This window comes from Hydrogenispora ethanolica (assembly GCF_004340685.1).
Lineage (GTDB): Bacteria > Bacillota > UBA4882 > UBA8346 > UBA8346 > Hydrogenispora > Hydrogenispora ethanolica.
Genome location: NZ_SLUN01000023.1, coordinates 1 through 21,457 on the forward strand (window position 1 = coordinate 1; position 21,457 = coordinate 21,457).

16 protein-coding genes and 2 pseudogenes are annotated in these 21,457 nt (G+C 53.4%); 1 reads left to right on the plus strand and 17 read right to left on the minus strand.

What is annotated here, in order from left to right; genetic code table 11:
• A pseudogene (locus EDC14_RS27825) lies at positions 1-127 on the plus strand (IS1595 family transposase); the annotation flags it as partial.
• A 1,478-nt stretch (positions 128-1,605) separates the two neighbouring features.
• Here the strand turns inward: EDC14_RS27825 and EDC14_RS17070 are convergent.
• The 17 genes and pseudogenes from EDC14_RS17070 to EDC14_RS17150 all read right to left on the minus strand — a co-directional run bounded on the left by EDC14_RS17070 (position 1,606) and on the right by EDC14_RS17150 (position 21,410).
• Positions 1,606-3,306, minus strand: a complete 1,701-nt coding sequence (locus EDC14_RS17070; RefSeq protein WP_132015523.1) for a glycoside hydrolase family 13 protein — start codon at positions 3,304-3,306, stop codon at positions 1,606-1,608.
• Positions 3,303-4,787: a glycoside hydrolase family 32 protein gene (locus EDC14_RS17075; protein ID WP_279388779.1), complete on the minus strand. Its 1,485-nt coding sequence runs from the start codon at positions 4,785-4,787 to the stop codon at positions 3,303-3,305. Before EDC14_RS17075 ends, EDC14_RS17070 begins: the two co-directional genes overlap by 4 nt.
• Before the next feature lie 82 nt (positions 4,788-4,869).
• Positions 4,870-5,652, minus strand: coding sequence for a carbohydrate ABC transporter permease (locus EDC14_RS17080; RefSeq protein ID WP_243662983.1), 783 nt, complete (start codon positions 5,650-5,652; stop codon positions 4,870-4,872).
• A gap of 98 nt (positions 5,653-5,750) precedes the next feature.
• The gene (locus EDC14_RS17085; protein ID WP_132015525.1) at positions 5,751-6,638 is read right to left on the minus strand and encodes a carbohydrate ABC transporter permease; all 888 of its coding nucleotides are present in this window, start codon (positions 6,636-6,638) and stop codon (positions 5,751-5,753) included.
• Positions 6,639-6,763: 125 nt separating this feature from the next.
• Positions 6,764-8,015, minus strand: a pseudogene (locus tag EDC14_RS27670) (ABC transporter substrate-binding protein).
• Between the two features lie 198 nt (positions 8,016-8,213).
• Positions 8,214-9,668 carry a sucrose phosphorylase gene (gtfA, locus tag EDC14_RS17095; protein WP_132015526.1) on the minus strand — a complete coding sequence of 485 codons (1,455 nt, stop codon included), beginning with the start codon at positions 9,666-9,668 and terminating at the stop codon, positions 8,214-8,216.
• A gap of 150 nt (positions 9,669-9,818) precedes the next feature.
• Complete coding sequence (locus tag EDC14_RS17100; RefSeq protein WP_132015527.1) at positions 9,819-10,793, minus strand: LacI family DNA-binding transcriptional regulator; 975 nt, start codon at positions 10,791-10,793, stop codon at positions 9,819-9,821.
• 273 nt (positions 10,794-11,066) lie between these two features.
• On the minus strand, positions 11,067-12,053 hold the full coding sequence (locus tag EDC14_RS17105; RefSeq protein ID WP_165908090.1) for a C-terminal binding protein: 987 nt from the start codon (positions 12,051-12,053) through the stop codon (positions 11,067-11,069).
• Positions 12,054-12,167: 114 nt separating this feature from the next.
• Positions 12,168-13,013, minus strand: a complete 846-nt coding sequence (locus tag EDC14_RS17110; RefSeq protein WP_132015529.1) for a MurR/RpiR family transcriptional regulator — start codon at positions 13,011-13,013, stop codon at positions 12,168-12,170.
• A gap of 18 nt (positions 13,014-13,031) precedes the next feature.
• Positions 13,032-13,772, minus strand: a complete 741-nt coding sequence (locus EDC14_RS17115) for an SDR family NAD(P)-dependent oxidoreductase (RefSeq protein WP_132015530.1) — start codon at positions 13,770-13,772, stop codon at positions 13,032-13,034.
• 166 nt (positions 13,773-13,938) lie between these two features.
• Positions 13,939-14,697: an SDR family NAD(P)-dependent oxidoreductase gene (locus EDC14_RS17120; RefSeq protein ID WP_132015531.1), complete on the minus strand. Its 759-nt coding sequence runs from the start codon at positions 14,695-14,697 to the stop codon at positions 13,939-13,941.
• Positions 14,698-14,822: 125 nt separating this feature from the next.
• A complete protein-coding gene (locus tag EDC14_RS17125; protein WP_132015532.1) occupies positions 14,823-16,109 on the minus strand; it encodes a TRAP transporter large permease in 1,287 nt (428 codons plus the stop codon).
• 258 nt (positions 16,110-16,367) lie between these two features.
• A complete protein-coding gene (locus tag EDC14_RS17130) occupies positions 16,368-16,874 on the minus strand; it encodes a TRAP transporter small permease (protein WP_243662986.1) in 507 nt (168 codons plus the stop codon).
• Between the two features lie 197 nt (positions 16,875-17,071).
• Positions 17,072-18,070, minus strand: a complete 999-nt coding sequence (locus tag EDC14_RS17135; protein ID WP_132015534.1) for a C4-dicarboxylate TRAP transporter substrate-binding protein — start codon at positions 18,068-18,070, stop codon at positions 17,072-17,074.
• Between the two features lie 934 nt (positions 18,071-19,004).
• Complete coding sequence (locus EDC14_RS17140) at positions 19,005-19,535, minus strand: NUDIX hydrolase (RefSeq protein ID WP_132015535.1); 531 nt, start codon at positions 19,533-19,535, stop codon at positions 19,005-19,007.
• Between the two features lie 3 nt (positions 19,536-19,538).
• The gene (gene asnS, locus EDC14_RS17145) at positions 19,539-20,930 is read right to left on the minus strand and encodes an asparagine--tRNA ligase (protein WP_132015536.1); all 1,392 of its coding nucleotides are present in this window, start codon (positions 20,928-20,930) and stop codon (positions 19,539-19,541) included.
• Between the two features lie 12 nt (positions 20,931-20,942).
• Positions 20,943-21,410, minus strand: a complete 468-nt coding sequence (locus EDC14_RS17150) for a GNAT family N-acetyltransferase (protein ID WP_165908091.1) — start codon at positions 21,408-21,410, stop codon at positions 20,943-20,945.
• Between the last annotated feature and the right edge of the window lie 47 nt (positions 21,411-21,457).

The following is a 21,457-nucleotide window of genomic DNA, read 5'->3' on the forward strand; positions in this document are numbered from 1 at the left end:
ACAGCGCTACTTTGCTGAGTTTTGCTATCGTTTTAACCGTAGGTTTTGTGAAGAACGGATCTTTGATAAATTGCTCAGAGCTTGCGTTTCTCATGTCCCGATTACCTATGCGGATCTAACTTTATAATCATTACTCAAGCCATTCCCGTCCCAGCCGGAAGCTATTCCCGGCACCCACTCGCTAAAATGGGATATTTCCGCTTCAAGTGTCCCGGCTATTTTATCGAACCTTTGATTTTCGGCTAATTCCAGCCGTTTCTCCTCTCGGTTGATATAATAAAAGCTTTACGTTTTCTACAGAATTGCCTTGGTGTAAAGAAGCAGGATTAATTTTGAGGCTAATCCGAAGATTCTTATTACTTTGAAATTTCAAACCATATGGGCTGAAATTATAGGGTTTCGAAATCGGATAAAAACCGAAAGGAACTTTTATGTCGCTCAGATCAGGGTCTCCCCAACTCACCGATAGTTCTTTATCGGTGGCTCCGGCGGGGATTGACAAGTCCATATCCGCAAATTTAAAAGTGGTAAGACTCTCTTTACTGGCTCTGAAAGTAAGTCCTTCAGCAAATGTTTTGGTAGTCCATAGAGCTGTTAGTAGGACCGACTGACAAGTAGCACAAACCCTTTTCTAGACATATTCGTTCCCTCCCTCACCGATAGTCTATTTACGAATAAATCTAGATTCGATTTAATATGGAAAATTCCCCCATTTTTTTATTGCGTTATGTATCAGTTTTTACAAATAATTACAATAACTAAATCTAGCTGGAAACGCCACTGCACTCATGCGGCAACCAGGACCAAAAGCATGAGCTTTCTTTACCAAAAACTTGCATGTCGTTTCAAAAAGTTTGTTCTCAGTCAGTCAAGCCCTTTCTTCATTTCCCCGACCGATTCGTTCACTTCCCGCGATTCTTTCTCGAATTCCTCCCAACGCTCCCCCGAATGCTCCGGACTTTCATTCCGTTACCGAAGATGCCCTTTCTCTTTCGAAAAGTATTCATTTGTCAATCAAAATTGCATGCACAGTTACTGTGCATGTTCTCTTTGCAACTGCGTATACTTGCCCGGTAACCGTGCATGCTTGCACAGTTGCCGGACCAGCTCGCGCAGTGACTGTACAAGTCTACTCAGTTGCTGAGCATGGCTGCGCAGATGCCGGGCATACCTGCACAGCATCTGCGCATGCTCACCCGGTTACCGGATCAGATCGCGCGGTTCCTGAGGTAGGTCGTACAGTTGCCGCGCGTGCTCTCCCAGTTGCTAAATATGCTCTTTTGAGCGCCGGTAATCCTCATCCTTCCTTCCACACCCCCTTCACCCATTCCGTCTCATCCGTCCATACAGCCAAAAAGAGGCTCTGCGGCCTCTTTATGATGGATAGCGGTAAAAAGTTGAATTTTAACCCCTTCATTTTTCCATCATGTCCGGCTATCGGGCCATGATGGATATGAAGAATTGAATTCAATTATATATGTTGCAGCAAGTTTTTGTACATTCAAAATCATTGCAACATATTTCCTTGATTCATAGGTTGAAATAAATACCGTGATTTTCCCTTTTCCAGCCATGCTTCACGGATGGAAAAGCTTTCTCCAATTTTCATTTCAACCTATATATCTCTTCCGTGAATGAAAAGAGATAAGCCCGGCACTCATAGGGTCTTAGCGAGAATCGCGCCATCGGCCCGTCAGTAACGGTATAGTTTCCGATCAACAACTGACCGGCCGAATACCGGATATGCTCCGGCAGCTCAAACAGGGGGGTTTGAGCGGTAAAGTTGCATACCACCAAGAGTCCCTGTTTATCCAGGGCCCTGATGTAGGCGTAAATCTCCTCGCTGTCCGCCAAGATCAGATCGTAGCTTCCGTAGAGGATAACCTCATTTTCTTTCCGCGTTTTGATTAACCGTCGGTAATAATGAAGGATGGATTCCCGATCCGTCATTTGCGCACTGACATTGATCCGCCGGTAGTTCGGATTGACTTTGATCCAGGGCGTCCCCCCGCTAAAACCGGCGTTCGCGCTGTCATCCCATTGCATGGGGGTGCGGGCGTTATCTCTGGAAAAATGGCGCTGATAGCGCAGAAACTCCTGGCAGTCCCGCCCTTTTTGCACCACCTCTTCCTGATAGGCATGGAGCACGCCGATGTCGCGATAGTCGGCGATGGTTTCGAAAGCCATGTTGGTCATGCCGATCTCTTCGCCTTGATAGATGTACGGGGTGCCCCGCTGCAGATATAAACAGGTAGCCAGCATTTTGGCTGATTTTTCCCAGTATTCTTGATCATTCCCGAACCTGGACACCACCCGCGGCTGATCGTGATTGTTCCAGTAAAGACTGTTCCAGCCGTCATCTCCCAAATCCTTTTGCCAGGTGGAGAGGATCCGCTTCAGCTCGGTCAGGCGAAACGGTTTTTGGGCCAGCCGCTCCCGGTCCTTGTCCAGATCCATATGTTCAAAATGAAAGAGCATGTTCAATTCCGCCCGGTTTTCCGCGACATAATCCCGGGCAATCGCCGGGGTGACTCCGCCGGTTTCGCCGACCGTCATGATATCGTACTTGGATAAGACGTTTTGATGCAACTCCCTCAGATACTCGTGGACCCGCGGGCCATTTAAGGCCAGGGAGCAATCGGCATAAAGCTTTCCCGGAGCAACGGGGCCATCGGGAAAGCGGGGATCCTTCGAAATCAGATTGATGACATCCATGCGGAAGCCGTCGACGCCTTTATCCAGCCACCAGCGGACAATATCCTGGACTTCCCGCCTCACCGCCGGGTTATCCCAGTTCAAGTCGGGCTGCTTCTTCGAGAAGCAATGCAAATAATACATAGCCGTGGCCGGATCATACTGCCAGGCCGAGCCGCCAAAGGCCGACCCCCAGTTGTTGGGCTCTTGGCCGTTCTTCCCCTCTTTCCAGATGTAAAAATCCCGATAAGGGTTATCCCTGGATTTCCGGCTTTCGACAAACCAAGCGTGCTCATCGGAGGAATGGTTGACCACCAGGTCCAACAGTATCTTGAGTCCTCTTCGGTGCGCCTGCGCCAATAACTCGTCGAAATCGGCCATCGTCCCGAATTCAGCCATGATCGCCCGGTAGTCGCTGATGTCATAGCCATTATCATCGTTCGGCGATTGAAAGATCGGACAGAGCCATAGCACATCGACGCCCAACCATTGGAGATAATCCAATTTCGCCGCGATCCCCCGCAGATCGCCGCTGCCGTCTCCATTGCCGTCTTTAAAACTGCGGGGATAAATCTGATATACCACACTCTCTTTCCACCAGGTTTTCTTCATCGCCGCTCCTCTCCTTGACCAATGGTTCGCGTTACAATATCCCATTTCCGCAATGACCGGACGGTGCAGGGACCCTTGGAAAAAAGCTTCACCCGGGTGGCCCGCCGGCCCGGATAGATCCGGGCCGTCATAACCTTGACGCCTTCCCCAATAAATACTTCCACCGAACATCGATCTACAAAAATGCGCAGTTCCAGCCGGTTATCGGCCAGATCCGCCGCGCTCCGGCGTTCCCCTTTCGGACCGCGGCCCGAACGATCGCGGTTCAGCCGGAACATTTTTTGAGCCCTGTCATAGGCCAGAACCGTCTCCTCCGTTTCGTTCGCGCGGAGCTTCAAGCCGAATTCCACGGCCGTCCCGGCCTCAAAGGTGACTTGAAGCTCATAGCTATCGCCCCCGGTTTCAAGCTCGATCTCCCCGTCCAGCCCGACATCGTGCCATGCCGACGGGTTGCGGCGGTACTTCTCAATCTCCCGAATCGGCTTAAAGCATAACCGGCCATCCTTCAGGATCATTTCCCGGGGTAAGGTCATGGCGCCGGCCCAATGGTGCCCCCATGTCCGGGTCGGCTCGGCGCTTTCCCACATATCCATCCAGGCGACGACCAGCCTTCGGCCTTTATCGTCCAGCGTGGTTTGGGGGGCGTAAAAATCAAAACCGTCATCCAGCGCCTGAAAATCGTCGGTTTCAAAGACGCCTTTCGCCAGATCGGCCTTGCCGGTCAGCGCCACCGCGGAGTGCAGGTTATGGAGAGCATCCCCCCCGACATGCTGCGCGGAAACCAGCAAGACGTCCCGTCCCCCCAGCCGGAAGAGGTCCGGGCATTCCCAGTTGCTGCCGAGGCGGCCCTCCCCTTTCGCCAAGACATTGACAAACTCCCAATTCAACAAGTCCGGGGACCGGTAAAGCAAGACCTGGCCGTCCCGGCGGCAGTCATTGGAACCGATGACCAGGTAATAATGGGCGCCGCTTTGAAACACCTTGGGGTCGCGAAAATCTTGCTTGCTGGCATTGGGGGGGATTTGAGCGATGTCGATGACCGGATTGACGGGCAACTTCGCAAAAACGAAACCTTCATCCGAGCAGGCGACGTTTTGAGTCTGCCGGTACTCGTCCGGACCGGATCCGGTCAAAACATGTCCGGTATAAAGCAGATAGAGCCGGCCGTCCTTCTCAATGGCGCTCCCGGAAAAACAACCGTCTTGATCGTACGCTCGGTCCGGCGCCAGCGCCACCGGCAGATAGCTCCAGGTAACCAAATCTTCGCTGACCGCGTGGCCCCAATGCATCGGCCCCCAAACCGGCCCGTAAGGATAATGCTGATAGAAAAGGTGATACCTGCCCCGATACTGGATAAAACCGTTGGGATCATTGATCCAGCCGTACTCTCCCATGAAATGATATTGCAAGCGGTATTGATCATTCAGCCGATGCTTATTTTGGCGGATATAGCGGTTGGCGGCTTCAGTTTTAGCGCCGATAGGAATTCACGCCCCTCATGAAATTGAAATAAAAAGCTGCTGAACCTTCTGCTCGGAAAATGGATAGGCATCGCTCGGATGATTACTTTATCGAGCCTTCCATAATTCCTTTGATGATGTGTTTCTGCAGAAACAGGTAGACAATGATGATCGGAATGATCGTCATCAGCAATCCGGCCATTAAGTAACCGTACTCCACCGTATACGTGCCGAAGAAATAGAAGGTCGACAATTGCAACGTCCTTTGATCGGGAACCAGCAAAACCAGGCTGGGCAAGAGAAAGTCGTTCCAGATCCATAGCAGATCCAAAATGACAATGGTTATGGTGGTCGATTTCAACAGCGGGAATACGATTTTAAAAAAGATCTGAAGTTTGGAGCACCCGTCGATCATCGCCGATTCTTCCAGCTCCAAAGGAATACTCTTGATAAATCCGTGGTAAATAAAGACCGCCAGCGACGAGCCAAAGCCGATATACATGTAGATCAAAGCCCATTTGCTGTTGAGCATTCCAAGAGATCCGTAAATCTTTACCAACGGTATCATAATCGCCTGGAACGGGATGATCATTGCCGCGATCATCAGCAAAAAAATGAACCGGTTGATCCTCCAGTTGTTCCGGACAAAAAAGTGGGCGGTCATCGCCGAAAAAAGCGGGATCAAAATAACACTGCCAGCCGTGATGATCAGCGTATTGAAAAAGGCATACAGGTAACGCATTTTTTCAAAGGAGTGACGGAAATTATCAATGTTAAAATTCGCCGGCCAGGAAACCGGGTTGGCCAAAAATTCCGGGGTCGTTTTGAATGCGTTCACTATCACCAAAAAAAACGGGATCAAATAGCCGGTTAAGACCAAGCTCATAACGATTCCCTTGACAATGTGCAGAACTCTTTTCCCGGTCGGCCGTTGATTTCTAAACCCTAGCAAACTTGAGGGCTCCGCTTTCCAAGCCGCCGTTTTCATGCCTCTACCTCCAGCTTTTTGCCAAAATAAACCTGGGCCAGCGATATCCCGGCAATTATCAGAAAGAGAAAGAATGCTTCCGCTTGCCCGGTGCCGTATTGTTGCGACAGAAATGCCTTGCGGTAAACATGCATCGCGATGAGTCGTGTGCTGTCAAAGGGTTCGCCCTGGGTCAACGCCAGGTTGATGTCGTAGACCATAAATCCTCTGGACAAAGATAAGAAAATGCAGATAATAAAGGAGGGGATCATCAGCGGCAGCACAATGCTTTTCAACCTCATCCAACCATTCGCCCCGTCGATGCTTGCCGCCTCCAGCAGCTCCTTGGGCAGATTCATAAAACCGGCGATATAGATCACCATCATATATCCGGAAGACTGCCAGACCACTCCGATGATCATCGTCCATAAGGCTCGGTCGGGATCTCCCAGCCATGAGGTTGACAAAAAGGGAATTCCCAGTTTCTCCCCGACAAACACCAATCCGGTGGTAAATATGACATATCGCCAGATAAATCCCAAAATGATTCCCCCAATCAGATTGGGGGCGAAAAAGCCGGCGCGAAAAAAGCTCTGGCCTTTCATGCCGCTGGTCAACCAAAAGGCCAATAAAAAAGCGATTCCATTCACTAAAATCACTGAAAAAAACACATATTTCGCGGTCAGCCTGAAGGAGGTCCAAAACTCCGCGTCGGCGAGGGCGGCGCGATAATTGCCCAAGCCGACGAAGGAATGACTTGAGGCGAGTCCGTCCCAATTGGTGAAAGTCAAGTAGATGCCATATAAAAACGGCAGGATGACCACGGCCAGAAAAATAAAAGTGGTGGGTCCGGCAAAAATTAGAAAGTTTTTGAAATTGGCGAGAAGACGGTTTTCTTTCGTCATGTCAGCACCCCTCTTGAAGAGTTGCGATATTACCCTAACGGCATTTCCAGCAAATAAATAGCGGATCGGGATAACCCGACCCGTTATTCATCGCGATTCACACCATGTCGCCGATTAACCCTCAATTATCGTAGACTTTTCCAATAATCTTCGATTCCTTTTAGTAAAGAGGTCCGGTCCGATTTGCCGGCCAAATATTTTTGCATCAGCGCGCCGACCTTGGCCCAATGGTCCGGCGGCATTACTGTCATAAACGGCATCGTCTTCTGATTCGCCAGATATTGCTTGATTGACCGGGCCAACGGGTCGGGAGGAGTCAAGGTGATGTTCTTAAAGGCGGGGATAATATTGCACTGATTGACCAAGGCATCTTGACCGGATTTATTATATACCAGCCAATTCAGGAAATTTTTTGCCGCGGTTTGTTGCTCCTTTGAGTTTTGCGTGACATCCAGGGCCACGAATTTGGTGGGACCGGCCACTATCTGAGTATTGCCGTAGTCGGCCGCATTGTTGCTGCTCGGCACCGGAATAAAGCCATAGGCGCCATTTGCCGTGTCAAAGCTCTTAATCTGCGGCCAGGCCCAGTTGCCCATGAACCAGAAACCGACCTGGCCCCCGCCCAAATATTGCGGACCCCTTTCGTAAGTGGCAGCCAACGGATCGGCCTTTGCCTGGTTGTATTTTTTCATCAAATCAAAGGTATCCAACAGCCCGTTGAAAATCTTATTGTTAACCAAAATCCACTTTGCCTTTTTTAAGGTTTTCCAAGAATTGTTCGACTGCCGCCGGGCGATTCGACTGTTCCCGATAGGCAATACATAAGAAATGCGCCGCCAGCGACCAATCCATCGGCGAAATAATCAGCGGCGCCACGCCGGAAGCTTCCACTTTTTTAAAGGCATTTTCCAGGCCCTGAATTGTTTTTATGGCAGCAGGATCAAATTTTCCGCCAAAAGCTTTATCCAATACGACCTTATTGTAAATTAACCCATAGCCCTCAACGGTAAACGGAAAAGCGATAACCTTTTTGTTGATGGTGCAATCGTCTAAAGTGTTCGCCGCCGCGTCCTTGACCCATTTTTCCCGGGATAGATTGGCGAGTTTATCCTTCAAATTGGGAAGATCGCCCCCATCCAGCATCAGCAGGGTCGGAGCGGAACCCGCGGCATACAGAGCGGACACTCTTTCAAAAGGGGACTGCCCGACCGGGCACGGGACAATTTCCAGGTTTACACCAGGATTCTCTTTCCCAAATCGTTTTGCGGCATCTTCCAGTTGAGACTGGATCTCTCCCTTGGAGTTAATGAAAGTAATTTTAACCGTTTTGGATTCTTTGGCCATACCGACAGCGGCGAACAGCGGCACTGTCAGCATCGCCAAAATCAACAAACCCGCCCACTTCATCTTGCTTTTCATTTCATTTCATCACTCCTTCAATTAATTATTGTATCAATCATGTTTCTTTTCTGTTAATTTCATTATACAATCGGCAGTCCTGTATGTCAACCGTTTGACATTAATTCCAAATCCACTTTTTGCAATTCCCGGAAATCGTCCGACGCCGGGATTAATTCACAGTATATCCAATTCACAATACTTTCCGGATTCGCTATCAAAATACGTTATCCGGTATTCATGAGTCTGCAGATCGGCCGTTAGCAACGTCTCATACTTCTCTTTCCGCCAAGAAATCTCCAGCGAATGTTCGTCTCCCGTATCCAAAAGCTGAAAAATGCCGTCAAAAGCGGGATAGGAGTTCCTGAACCTCATCAAGGCGAATAGCTTTTGCAAAACCGGTCTTTTTAAATTCGCGGCAATCTCCTCTTTGGTATAATAATGGCGGTTGATATTCCGGCCGATCTTGGTCTCCTCCAGCAGCTTAATATCGTTTTCCCCGGCCAGCAAGCCGACATAGTAGACCTGAGGTATTCCCGGCGCGAAAAATTGAATGGCCCGGGCCAACAGGTAAGCGTCGTCATTATTGCCCAATGCCGAATAATAGGTGCAGTTTATCTGGTACACGTCCAGATTGTTATAAGCGATGGTATTATATATTTTTTTGACATTGGCGCCCCGTGAAAAAAGGTACTCCTGGGTTTGGGCTATTTCTTCGTCGCTTAACAGGCCGGCCACGTCAACCACTCCGATCCCGTCATGGGTGTCCAGCGTGGTAAATTGTTTTCGGGGACAGATTTGGAGCCAGTGAATCAGCCTTTGATTTGAACCGCTGTATAGCGAATATAACAGCAGCATCGGCAGGGCGAAATCATATACCCAGTAGCCTTTTTCCGCCAGTTTCAGCTGCATCGAGTAATGCTCATGGATCTCAGGAAGGATTGCCACGCCATAAGGACTCAGAACCGACCGGGTAAAATCCAAGAGCTCCCAAACCTCCGGTTCAACAAAGAAACAACTGGTACCCGGCTTCTTGACGGCATAGGCGAAGGCATCCAACCGGATAATCGCCGCTCCTTTCCTGGACAATCCCCGCAAATTCTCGGCGACGAATTGCCGGGTGGTCTCCGTGCTGAGATTCAAGTCAATCTGTTCTTCAGCAAAGGTACACCATATTTTTTCCCTGGTGCCGTCCGCGAATTTCGCTTCGACGTAGGGAGCGCGCGGTTTCCGCTTGTAAATCCGCTCGATATCACCCGGACCGGGTTCCCCGCCCGGCCAAAAGTCCCGGTAACGAATGAAAAGATCCGCGTATGCCGAATTATCCCCGCGCTTTAAAAAATCCTGATAGTACTTTGAATTCCGGGAGATATGATTGACCATGAAGTCAAACATCAAATAGCAATCTTTGCTCAATTCCGCGATGTCCCGCCAGGTTCCGAAATCTTCGTCCACTGTGTCATAGGCCAGAGGGGCAAAGCCCCGGTCGGCGGAAGACGGGAAGAATGGCAAAATATGAACCCCGCCGATAATCCCTTGAAAGTCCCTTCGTAATATCTCCCGCAACTCCGGCAGATTTCTCCCCAGGCTATCGGCATATGTAATCAGCATAATCTCGTTTCTTATCGGCATTGAACGACTCCTGTCCATTTTGATTGATTTAATCAAATTATATATTTTCTCTCAAAATATATCAACCGGTTGACATTATCTTTATAAAAAAATTCCTTTTCAGCTTGGCTCAAAAGGAATTGCCGCTTTCGTATCAAAACGCCGCCCGCATTAGGTGGTGTTTCTCTCCACCAGACGGACTGGGAAGATGTTCTCCATGAGAACTTCTTTCCCGTTTATCTGTTTGATAAGCAATTCGACCGCCCGTTTGCTCATCTCCGCCATCGGCTGCCGGATGGTGGTCAGCTGGGGTACAATCAAAGAGGCCAGTTGAATGTCGTCATAACCGATAATTTTGATATCCTCCGGAATTCTCTTGTTTAATCGGCTGCAAGCTTGAATCACCTGCACCGCCGTGATATCGCTGGTAAATACGCCGTCAATATCCGGATATTCTTTAAACATGTTATAAATCAAGCGCTCATTTTGCGGAATATCAAACACATCGACCTCGGTTTGAACGGTGATGTGCTCCACCCGGTTGGCGACCACTTCAATGATGAACGCTTCATATCTTTTGTTGGACAGCATGTTCAAGCTCAAATTGCCGGAGATGTGGGCTATTTTCCGGCAGCCTTTTTGAATCAACAGATTGGCGGCCAATCTGCCGCCTTCGAAATTATCCGATGAAACAAACGGGATCGAATTGGTAATCTGCCGGTCAAAGGTGACGATGGGCAGATTTAGGTTGAGATACTCATCGATCTCCAAGGTATGGCTGCCCATGAGAATCCCATCGACTTTATGCCGTTTTAACATCTCGACGTATTCTTTTTCTTTCTTCCGATTCAAGTGAGAATTGCAGAGCAATATCTTATAACCGCATTCATAGGCATAATATTCAATATGGCTCGCCAACTCTCCAAAAAAGGAGTGCGCCACTGTCGGTATGATCAAGCCGATGATATTTGACTTCTGGCGGTACAAAGAACGGGCGATCTCATTGGGTTGGTACTGCAATTCTTTCATCGCTTCGGCTACTTTATTGCGGGTCTTTTCACTAATATAGCCCCGGTTGTTTAAAACCCGGGAAACGGTGGTCACAGTTACTCCCGCCATTTTCGCGACATCCTTTATAGTGGCCATGTCTTCCCTCTTTGATAGAATTGGCAATCCATCGCTTAACGGGCACAATCCAGTTGGTCCGTTTATTTTGTCTCTATTATAGCCTTGTTATCATGGTTTGTAAATTATTTAGCCATTTGGAGTATGAAACCGTTCCAGCCCCAATCCTCGGAATTTATCATATTTTACGATGTTCCCCGGCCGAAGCGCCAGCGAGACTCCTTTCGTCGCCCGGCCGCCTCATAAAAAAAGAGGCCGTGCGGCCTCTTTTCGGATAGGATTCGTATGTTAATTTTATTTCAGATATTCGCCGTTGACCAGGTTCAAGATCTTGCCGGTCTCTAGGAACTTCTTGACCAGCACCGCGGCGGTGCTGCGGCAGTCGTGGAACGCCTCCTTCGAATAAAACGCGGCGTGCGGGGTCAGGAGAATCTGCTCCATCCCCACCAGCTCCGGGTCCTGCGGCGGTTCGGTCGCCAAAACGTCCAGGCCGGCTCCGGCCACCTTGCCGCTCTTCACTGCGTCCTTCAAGGCCGTCTGGTCGATGGTGCCGCCCCGGGCGGTGTTGACGATGAAGACTCCCGGTTTCATCTGAGCGAACTGTTCGGCGCCGATCATTCCCCGGGTCTCCTGATTCAGCGGGCAGTGCAAGCTGATGACATCCGCCTGGCTCAGGAGCTCCGGCAGAGTCTCGACCCGCTCGATCCCCAGCGCCTTCTCCACGCCCATCGAAAGGTACGGATCGTAAAACAAGACTTTGAAGCCGAAGGCCTTGGCGCGCAACGCCGCGGCCGTCCCGATCCGGCCCAATCCGATAATGCCGAAGACCTGCTTCCGGAAACGGCGCAGCGTCTGTTCGCCGCTCTTCCAGTCCCAGACCCCGTCCCGGATCTGTTTGACATAGGGAAAGAGGTTGCGCAGTTGTGCCAGGGCCAGCGCGATGGCATGGTCGGCCACTTCCTCGGTGCCGTAATCGGTCACGTTGCAGACCGCGATGCCCATCTCCCCGGCGGCCTGGATGTCGACATTGTCAAATCCCACGCCGTTGCGGACGATGATCCGGCATTTTTTCAACCGGCCCAGCGCGGCCCGGCTCAGTTTCACCTGGTGCCAGATGATCACCGCGTCCAGCTCGTCGAAGGCGGCCGGCAGTTCCGATTCGTGGGCCACTTCCATGCGGATCACTTCGGCCACGCCGTCCAGCACCTGGGCTTCGACCTTGACTTCGGCAGCGTTGGAATTCACCGAATCCAGCACTCCCACCTTGAATAACGTACTCATTGACTGTTCCTCCATCTCATTGTTGTATATCGATATCCCTTGCAGAATATTGAATCCATTCATCGGACGCGTTTCATCCGCGGCGTCACCGCAATCCGCCCGGGGCGGGGACGCTCAGAACCGTTTGGGAACGATCGCTTCCCGGGTCCGCCGGATGTTCTTGACCACCTGGTCGAAGTTGCGCAACGAAATTCCGATAAATAAAGTGTCGATGATTGACAGCTGGGCCACGCGCGACGAGAGCCCCTCGATCCGGTAATGGGTCTCGTTGGAACAGGTCGCCAGCTTGATGTCGAGCACCCGGTCCAGCGGCGTGCGGGCGTAATGGGTAATGCCGATGGTGGTCGCCCCGCTGTCCTTGGCCCACCCAACCGCCTCCACAATGTCCTTGCTGCTGCCGGAGTGGGAGATGCCGATGACCACGTCTCCCGGCCCCAGCAAGCTGGCGGCCATCGCCTGCATGTGGGTGTCCTGGAAAGCGGTGACCGGGATCCCGGTCTTCATCAGCTTGTGAGCGGCATCGGCCGCCACCGACCACGAACCGGCCACCCCGTATATTTGAATTTGTTTGGCCCCGGCCAGCGCCTCGACGGCGCGTTCCAGTTCCCGGACGGAAAGCACATTCAGGGTGGAGTCCATCGCCTGTTTATTGTAGGCGAAGATCTTCTTGGCGATGGTCTCCATATCGTCCTCGGCCTGAACCTCCTCGTTCAAGATCTGCATCGGCTGCACGATGTCCAGGGCCAAGGTGATCTTCAGCTCCTGAAACCCCCTGAAGCCGAGCTTCTTGCACATCCGGACGATCGTGGCCTCGCTGACCCCGATCTGTTCGGCGAGCTCGGTGATGGGAAGGTTGATCGCCTCCTGAAAATGAGTCAGCAAATGCTCGGCGACGCGCTGCTCCGAATCGCGCAGCGCGGAGCGGCCTTCCCTGATTCTTTCCAAACCGGAAACTGCCATGGGAACCACCTCATTCTGTTAATCCATTAAAAATCCGCCGTTGACGTCGATAATCTCGCCGGTTATGAAGCCCGCCCCCTCGGAGAGCAGGAACATCACCGCCGCCGCCACTTCCTCGGGCTTGCCGAGGCGTTTCAGCGGGATGGCGGCCACGATCTGCCCGCGGCGCTCCTCGGACCACTGGGCGCTCATCTCGGTGGCGATGGCGTGGGGCGCGACCCCGTTGACGGTGATGCCGTACTCCGCCAGCTCCCGGGCGAAGGTCTTGGTCAGGCAATCCAGCGCCGCCTTGGATGGGCCGTAGCCCGGCGCCGAAGTAATGTCGCCCAGCTTGCCGGCGATCGATGAAATATTAACGATCCTGCCTCCGCCCTGCTCCTTCAAGCAATCAGCCACTTCCCGGCAGAACAGGAAGGCGCCCCGGGTATTGACCGCGAAGACCTCGTCCCAGTCCGAAACCTTGATCTCCGCCCCGGCGCGCCGCCGGATGATCCCGGCGTTGTTGACCAGGCAGTCGATGCACCCGTATTCCCGGCGCGCCGCCGCCACGGCGGCGGCGACTTGGGCCTCGTCCGCCACATTGCACGGGATGAAGCGGATCGCCGCTCCCCGCCCGGCCAGTTCCTGCTCGACCAGCGCTCCCCGGACCGTGTCGGCGTCGCACAAGGCCACGCTGTATCCTTCCCGGACCATGGCCTCGACCACGGCCCGGCCGATCCCGGTCACGCCGCCCGTTACCAAAGCTACTTTATTCCCCATTCGCTCCCTCGACTCCTCTCCCAGTTGAGAGAATTGCATAATTTGTGAAATAATCTTTTGTCCACAATATATCGTTAGGTATATCCGGGTCTTGCACTATAATATTGTGGCCACAGGGCTTGTTAAGGTAATGATGCAATTCTCTGAGCTCCAAAAGTTCAAATCTTTATAACGTGGCTCCTCCGTCGATCACCACCACGCTGCCATTCATATAGGAAGCCTCGTCGCAACAGGCAAACAGAATGGCCTGGGCGATCTCCTCGTCCTTGCCCAGGCGGCCCATGGGCTGCCTGGCGATGAAGGCGGCCCGCGCCGCCTCGGGATCCGCCTGGGCCTGCATCCGTTCTTCCAAGGCCGGCGTATAGGTGGTGCCGGGACAGACGCAGTTGACCCGGATATTCTCCTTGATGTAATCGGCGGCCATCGCCTTGGTCAGCGAGACCAACGCGCCCTTGGAGGCGGAGTAAGCGCTGCGGTCGACGATCCCTTTCAATGCCGCCACCGAGGCGTTATTGACGATGACTCCACCGCCCGTCTTCCTCATCTCCTGGACCACGTACTTGGATACCAGGAACGGCCCTTTAACATTGATGCGCATGGTCCGGTCGAAATCCTCCTCGGCCATGTCATCGACCCGGCCCGGCAGGATAATCCCGGCGTTGTTGACCAGAATGTCGATGCGGCCGAAGGCCTGGACCGCATCATTCACCATCTTGGCGGCGGCGGCCGCGTCGGCCACATCCGCCGGGACGGCCAGACCGGTCCCGCCCGCATTGCGCACCAGGTCCACGGTTTTGGCGGCCCTTTCGGGAAAAAGGTCATTCACGGCGACCCGCGCCCCGGCCTTGGCGAACTGGATGGCGGTCGCCTGCCCGATCCCCGACCCCGCGCCGGTAATCAATACAACCTTGTTGGAAAAACGCATGGCAATCCCTCTCTCTTGGAAAATCGCTGTCAGTCATCCATCCTGTGCCAGCGGTATAAAACCGCGCCGGGCTCCGAATTCCTGGCACTGCGAACGCCCGACGCCTGAAAACCCGATAACCCGGCTCACCCCTTGCCGAAGATCATATTGGGAATGAACAGCGCCAAGTCCGGGAAGAAGATAATCGCTAAAATAACCGCCACGGTAGCGATCAACAGCAACCGGGACTCCTTGAAAAACTCGCCGATCGAGCATTCAAAGATAGAGCAGACGATGTACATGACCACCCCGACCGGCGGAGTCAACAACCCGATGGTCAGCGTCATCACCATCACGATCCCGAAATGGACCGGGTCAATGCCCACTTGCTTGGCGACCGGCAGCAGAATGGAAGTCAGGAGCAAAATGAGCACCGTCGAATCCATAAACATCCCGGCCACCAGCAGAAAGGCGATGATAATCAGCATGATGACCCAGGGAGTGCTGGAGATGCCCAGCATGAATTGGGCCAACTGCTGCGGCAGCTGTTCCCAGGTGATCCCGTAGGCGAAGATCGCCGACAACGCGATCAGCAGCATGATCATGCCGATATCGAGCACCGTGTCCTGCAGGGTCTTGAGAAAACGCTCCCAGGTGAATTCCTTGTAAACCAAGGCGCCGATGACGATCGCATAGACCACCGCGAAGGCGCCGGCCTCCGACGGCGTGAAAAACCCCAGGCGCAAGCCGACAATGAGCAGGATCGGAAAGAGAAACGCCCAGATACAATCGATAAACGTCGTGGCGATCTCCTTCGGCGAGGCCGGCTTGGCCCGTTCAGGCTGATAGCCCTTGATCCGCCCGGTGATCGCGATCGAGCCCATCATAAAGATCGCCATCAACAATCCGGGGAGGATCCCCGCGGCGAAAAGCCGTCCGATCGAGACCTCGCCGATACTGCCGTACAGCACCAGCCCGATGCCGGGCGGGATCATCGTGACGATCAGCGAGGCGAAACCGATGATGCCGGCGGAGAAGCCTTTGGAATAGCCTTTCTCCGTCATGCCGGGCCCCAATACCCGGGCCTGCATCGAGGCGTCGGCGATCGCCGAGCCGGTGATGCCGCCGATCAGCGTGGCGAGAACCACATTGACCTGGGCCAGTCCGGCGCGGAGGTGGCCGGCCAGCACCGAAGCCAGCTTCATCAGCCGCTGGGTGATGCCCGTCTCGTTGAGCAGGTTGCCGGCGAAGACAAACAACGGGATCGCCAGCAAGGTAAAGCTTTGGGTCTGCGTCAGCACCAATTGGACCGGTATGGTAAACGGCAGCGACGACTGCTGCAGGAAGAATACGGATCCCGAAATGCCGATGGCGAAGGCGACCGGCATCCCCAGCATCATAAAGAGAAAAAACAGGCTTATGACCAATACCATGTATGCAATCCTCCTTACTATATATGTCGCACTAAATATTCCGAACAAAAACTTGGCGACATATTTTCCTTGCTGGATAAGATGAAATAAATTCCACTCTTTACCCTTTTCCAGCCATGCTTTAAGGCTGGAAAAGCTGGTTCGGATTATTTATTTCATCTTATATATCAATAACAGGTTACCGCCCTATCCGGCGGTCGGGGACAATGAGACTTTGAAGGCGGAACGCTGAGCCGTCCGCAACTTGCCGGACCGCGGCTAGAGAAATTCTTTGGCGGATCCCGGGCTTTGCAGGCGTTGATAGCCCCGCTTCAATTGTTCCCTGACTTTCAGGATCGTCGTAACCAGCATCAACAGCGACCCCACCGGCACGCTCAAGGTAACCCAGGTATAGCTGAAAGTCGGCATCCCTTGGAACGTCCGCAGCCGGGTCGTATAGGAGAGCCAAAATCCGAAACCGATCAACGCCGCCAAAAACAGCATGATGACCAACTGGTTGAAAAGCTTGATGTAAAACTGCGCTTTCTGCGGTAACCGGGTGACCACCAGATCGATGCTGACCAGTTTGTCCCGGCGGATGGCCACATCGCCACTGAGAAAGACGCACCAGGCAAAGAGGAAGGTCGCCATATCCACCGCCCAAACGATGGGATGATGGAGCGTCCTGGCGATGGCCGAGCCAAACACCAGCGCCGTAAGGGCCGCCAAGGCAACCTTGGCGATGAAGACCTCCGCCTTGCCGATAAACTCATAGAATTCTTTCACGGTATAACACCCCTGCTCTCTACGATCTTTCATGAATTGCGGCCGGTCGGAAAACCGGTCCGCCGATTCCGGCCCGCACATTCCGGCGGACGGATGGTTTTCCAGCCCTGTCACTCACGGCAGGGCTGGAAACGCTTTTGAAATATCCCGGCGCCGCGCCCCGGCATGTCCGGAGCGAAACGCGCGTCCGGAACGGCTCAGTTCTTCTTGCCCATTTCTTTATAAACCTGATCGCGCACCTTGGTGAGGTTCAGCGCCTTGTAGGCGGCCTCGCCCGCTTTCTTGAAGGCCGCCACGTCGACATCCTCGACGATGGTCATGCCGCGTTTGGCGAGGTCCTTCTTGATCTCGACGACTTCTTTCTCCATCACCCGGGAGGTCTCCAAGCCCGCCTTGGAGCATTCCTGGACCAGGATCTTCTGGTAACTGGCGGGGAGGCTGTCAAAGAAGCGTTTGCCGACGACTTCGAAGTTGATCAACAAGATGTGCTTGGTCTCGCTCATGTATTTGGCGGCCTCGTAGAGCTTGGCCCCGGTCACATTGCGGTAGACCAGGTCCGCGCCGTCGACGGCGCCCTGTTGCATTCCGACGTAGACTTCGCCGAAGGGCATCGCCACCGGAGCGGCGCCCAGCGAACGGATGGATTCCTGCCAGATCGGCGCGCCCGGGGTCCGGATGCGGAGGCCTTTCAAGTCGCCAGGGGTGCGGATCGGCTTGTTGGTCACCATGTGCCGCAGGCCCTGGACCCAGTTGAAGGAGAGAATCTTGATCCCGTGTTTGTCTGCTAGTTCTTTCTCCCATTTCTTGATCGAGGGCAGGTTGTTGAGCTTCATGACAGCTTCGATGCTGTCCACAAAATAGGGGGCGTTCATTACCGCGATCTCCGGAACGTACATGCCGAGACGGGCCGAGTCGGTATTCTGACCCACATTGGCGCCCATCTTCAGCTGTTCGATGATATCCTCTTCCACGCCGAGCTGGGCGCTGTGGAACACCTGGATCTCCAGGCCGCCCTTGGTCCGCTGGTTCACCCGCTTGGCCCAGTTCAAAAAGCCTTGGTGGAACGGTTCGGACTCCGCCAGCACGTGGTTGAACTTCAAGACATACTTTTTGGGCGCGGCGAAACTGCTAAAGGCCGCCGTGAATACAAACACCGCCGCCAACGCCATTAAGCCCATTCTTCGGAAATTTTTCATCAATTCTACCTCCCGTTATGATTTGGTTTTTGGGTCCTGCGCTTCAACTCGAAACCGGATCGTCGAAAACTCCTGGTCTGACTGCAGTTAATCATGTCTGACCTTTTTCCCCGCAGCCGGTCCCATTGGCCGTTTTCACCCCTTTCCGCCTGGATTTGAAAAACTGCCCGTTCTTGAAAGAATGGGTATCGCAAAGATAAGGGCAGTGGATTGCAACAAGTTTCTGGTGAAATTATTCTTTTGAAATAGAATCCATTTCAAAACGTAAATAAACTTACCTGCTATGAAAATTATTTTCTCGTTTAAATCCTGTAATATCATATACTATAACATTAAAGGATCTCCTTCCTTCTTTTTGAAAAAATTTTTTTCAAAATTATCATTCTGTTTCAAACCGCCTTATTTCCGGCATCATGATTTTCCAATGCAATATTCAACCGAAATCGATAACAAAAACAAAACCCCTTCGTTCGCAAACGAAAGGGTTTTGTTCCGCCAAGCTGCTTTTTTCAAGAGTCCGGTCCGCCAGGCATTGCACAATCAGTGGTCATGGCTTCCGGGGAACGGTCTTGAAAAAATTTTTCTCAGTCAAACCGTCAGAAAAAACGTTTCAACGGCTCACGGGATCCGGTGACCGGCTCGCCAAAAGAGGCGCGCGAATTATTTTTCCGTTTTGATCATTCTAAATCCATTTCCAACATTGCCGTACGAGAATGAAATTGTTGTGGTTATCTCATTTCTCCCATCCGCTCCGGCGGGTGGGACTTTTTTTATTTGGAGGATGTTGGCGGGAACTTCATCCCGGCGCTCCCAAAGGCGATAAAGTCCTGCCATTGTGAACCCGGCCCGCCACCGGGCAGCGGTTTGCTCTTGCACACGGAGGAAGCAAATTTACCGGACGGCCCCACCTTCGCGCTGCTTTCTCGTGCGGCGCTTACCCGTCAAACTCCATTCGCAACCGGTCGGCTTCATCATACCAATACCTGGCGCTGAATGGCGGCGCGTCCGCCGGCCTCCCCAACGCCTTCGCAAGGAGCAACGGCAGATCGGCGACCATCGTCCGCGCCTCGGGCAAGCGGTCCGCCGGCCACCATTCGAGCGCGCCTTCGCCGCTCGCCACGACTGTGCGAGTTTCGCTCCGGGCCGTGAAGACGAACATCAGGATCCCGCGGGCCGCTCCGGCGTCAATATGGACGATCCCCCGCATCCGGAGATCGGTTACGGTAAGCCCGGTCTCCTCGCGGATCTCCCGCCGCGCCGCGCCGAATACGTCCTCACCGGCCTCCACGTGGCCGCCGACTCCGTTATACAGGTTCGGCCAGATCTTCTTGTCCGGCGCCCCTTTGAGTAGCAGCACCTCCCGGCCGGAGCCCGCAACCCCCTCAAAAGTAATCAATGCTAAAACGCGCGGGATCGCACTGTAGCGTCCCGCGCTGTTTTCAATTCCCTGCTCCGTCCGGCCCACGGCTTAAAACTCCGCCGTCCGCACCGTCCGGGGATAGGCGATGACATCCCGGATATTGGCCATTCCGGTCAGATACATGATCAGCCGCTCAAAGCCCAGTCCATACCCGGCATGCTTCGTCCCGCCGTATTTGCGGAGGTCCATGTACCACCAATAATCCGCTTTATGCAAGCCCAACTCATCCAGGCGCCGTTCCAATACATCGTAGCGTTCTTCGCGCTGGCTGCCGCCGATGATCTCGCCGACCCCCGGCACCAGCAGGTCCATAGCGGCCACGGTCTTATCATCGTCGTTCAGGCGCATATAAAAGGCTTTGATCTCCTTGGGATAATCGGTGACGAAAACCGGCTTCTTGAAGATCTGCTCCGTCAGGTACCGCTCATGTTCGGTCTGAAGGTCGCTTCCCCAGTCCACCGGATACTCGAATTGGTCCTTATTCTTTTGCAGAATCTCAATGGCCTCGGTGTAGGTCACGTGGGCGAACTCCGAACTGACCACGTTATGGAGGCGTTGGAAGAGATCCTTATCGATCATGTTGTTGAAGAACTCCATCTCCTCGGGGGCGTTCTCCAGGCAATAGTTGATGACGTACTTGATCATCGCCTCGGCCAGATCCATGTTATCGCGCAGTTCGGCGAAGGCGATCTCCGGCTCGATCATCCAGAACTCCGCCGCGTGACGCGCGGTGTTGGAATTTTCCGCCCGGAAGGTCGGGCCGAAGGTATAAATGTTCCGGAAGGCCATGCAGTAGGTCTCGCCGTTCAATTGGCCGCTGACCGTCAGATTGGTCTCCTTGCCGAAGAAATCCTGGGAGTAGTCGACCTCTCCCCGCTCATTGCGGGGCGGATTCGCCGGATCCAGCGTGGTTACGCGAAACATCTCACCGGCCCCTTCACAATCGCTGCCGGTGATGAGCGGCGTATGGACATAGACGAAATTCCGTTCCTGAAAGAATTGGTGAATGGCATAAGCGGCCAGCGAGCGGATGCGGAAGACCGCCGCGAAGGTGTTGGTGCGCGGCCGCAGGTGGGCGATGGTCCGCAGGAACTCGAAGGAGTGCCGCTTCTTCTGCAACGGATAGTCGGGGGCCGAGACGCCCTCCACCGTGATCCGCGTCGCTTTCAGCTCGAAAGGCTGTTTGGCGCCGGGGCTCTCCACCAGATTGCCCTCGACTGTCAGCGCCGAACCCACTCCCAGCTTGGCGACTTCGGCGAAATTCGGCAGACTGTCGTCGAAGACGATCTGCAGGTTGCGAAAGAACGAGCCGTCGTTCAACTCGATAAAGCCGAAACTCTTGGAGTCCCGGATGGTCCGCGCCCAGCCCGAGACCAGAATCGCCTGGTTCAGAAACTGCGGCGTCTCGCGGAACAACTGTTTGATTAGAATGTTAGCCATGGGTCCGCTCCTTTATCTCGAAAATTGTTTTTCATAAAGAAACAAATAAAAGCCGTTTCCGGCATCGGGTTCGGTCTCCCCGACCTTCATATAACCCAGCTTCTCATAGAAATGGTGGTTGCGAACGTTCCGGTACGGAGTATCCAGCGTCCACTTCCGGGCGTCCGGAAACCGTTCTTCGAGCGCCCGGAGCGCCGCAGCGCCGATCCCCAGATTCTGATGGGACGGGGCGATAAAGATCCGGCCGAGATGATAATGCCCGTTTTCGCGGCTGAAAATCACGACTCCGCCGACAATTTTCGCCTGATACAATATTTTAAAGTATAAGCTCTGCTTTTCAATGAGATTCAAGTGCCATTCCAGCGCGTCATGGCCCTCGGGCCCACAGCCGTATTGGGCGACATCCGCCGCAAAGGCCGCCGCCTGAATGTCCCGCAATTCCGCCGCGTCGCCGCTTTCGGCTCGAGCTAATGTAATCATCGCCATTCCTCTTCAGGGTCGCTCCGCCTTACCGGAAACGATCCGTT

Bases quoted from the DNA above. Each gene is read 5' to 3' on its own strand.
- EDC14_RS17125 (WP_132015532.1), bottom strand. From the start codon at position 16,109: ATGGTATTGGTCATAAGCCTGTTTTTTCTCTTTATGATGCTGGGGATG.
- EDC14_RS17110 (WP_132015529.1), bottom strand. From the start codon at position 13,013: ATGGCAGTTTCCGGTTTGGAAAGAATCAGGGAAGGCCGCTCCGCGCTG.
- EDC14_RS17115 (WP_132015530.1), bottom strand. From the start codon at position 13,772: ATGGGGAATAAAGTAGCTTTGGTAACGGGCGGCGTGACCGGGATCGGC.
- asnS (WP_132015536.1), bottom strand. From the start codon at position 20,930: ATGGCTAACATTCTAATCAAACAGTTGTTCCGCGAGACGCCGCAGTTT.
- EDC14_RS17120 (WP_132015531.1), bottom strand. From the start codon at position 14,697: ATGCGTTTTTCCAACAAGGTTGTATTGATTACCGGCGCGGGGTCGGGG.
- EDC14_RS17085 (WP_132015525.1), bottom strand. From the start codon at position 6,638: ATGACGAAAGAAAACCGTCTTCTCGCCAATTTCAAAAACTTTCTAATT.
- EDC14_RS17150 (WP_165908091.1), bottom strand. From the start codon at position 21,410: ATGATTACATTAGCTCGAGCCGAAAGCGGCGACGCGGCGGAATTGCGG.
- EDC14_RS17070 (WP_132015523.1), bottom strand. From the start codon at position 3,306: ATGAAGAAAACCTGGTGGAAAGAGAGTGTGGTATATCAGATTTATCCC.
- gtfA (WP_132015526.1), bottom strand. From the start codon at position 9,668: ATGCCGATAAGAAACGAGATTATGCTGATTACATATGCCGATAGCCTG.
- EDC14_RS17105 (WP_165908090.1), bottom strand. From the start codon at position 12,053: ATGAGTACGTTATTCAAGGTGGGAGTGCTGGATTCGGTGAATTCCAAC.
- EDC14_RS17080 (WP_243662983.1), bottom strand. From the start codon at position 5,652: ATGAGCTTGGTCTTAACCGGCTATTTGATCCCGTTTTTTTTGGTGATA.
- EDC14_RS17135 (WP_132015534.1), bottom strand. From the start codon at position 18,070: ATGAAAAATTTCCGAAGAATGGGCTTAATGGCGTTGGCGGCGGTGTTT.
- EDC14_RS17100 (WP_132015527.1), bottom strand. From the start codon at position 10,793: ATGGCCACTATAAAGGATGTCGCGAAAATGGCGGGAGTAACTGTGACC.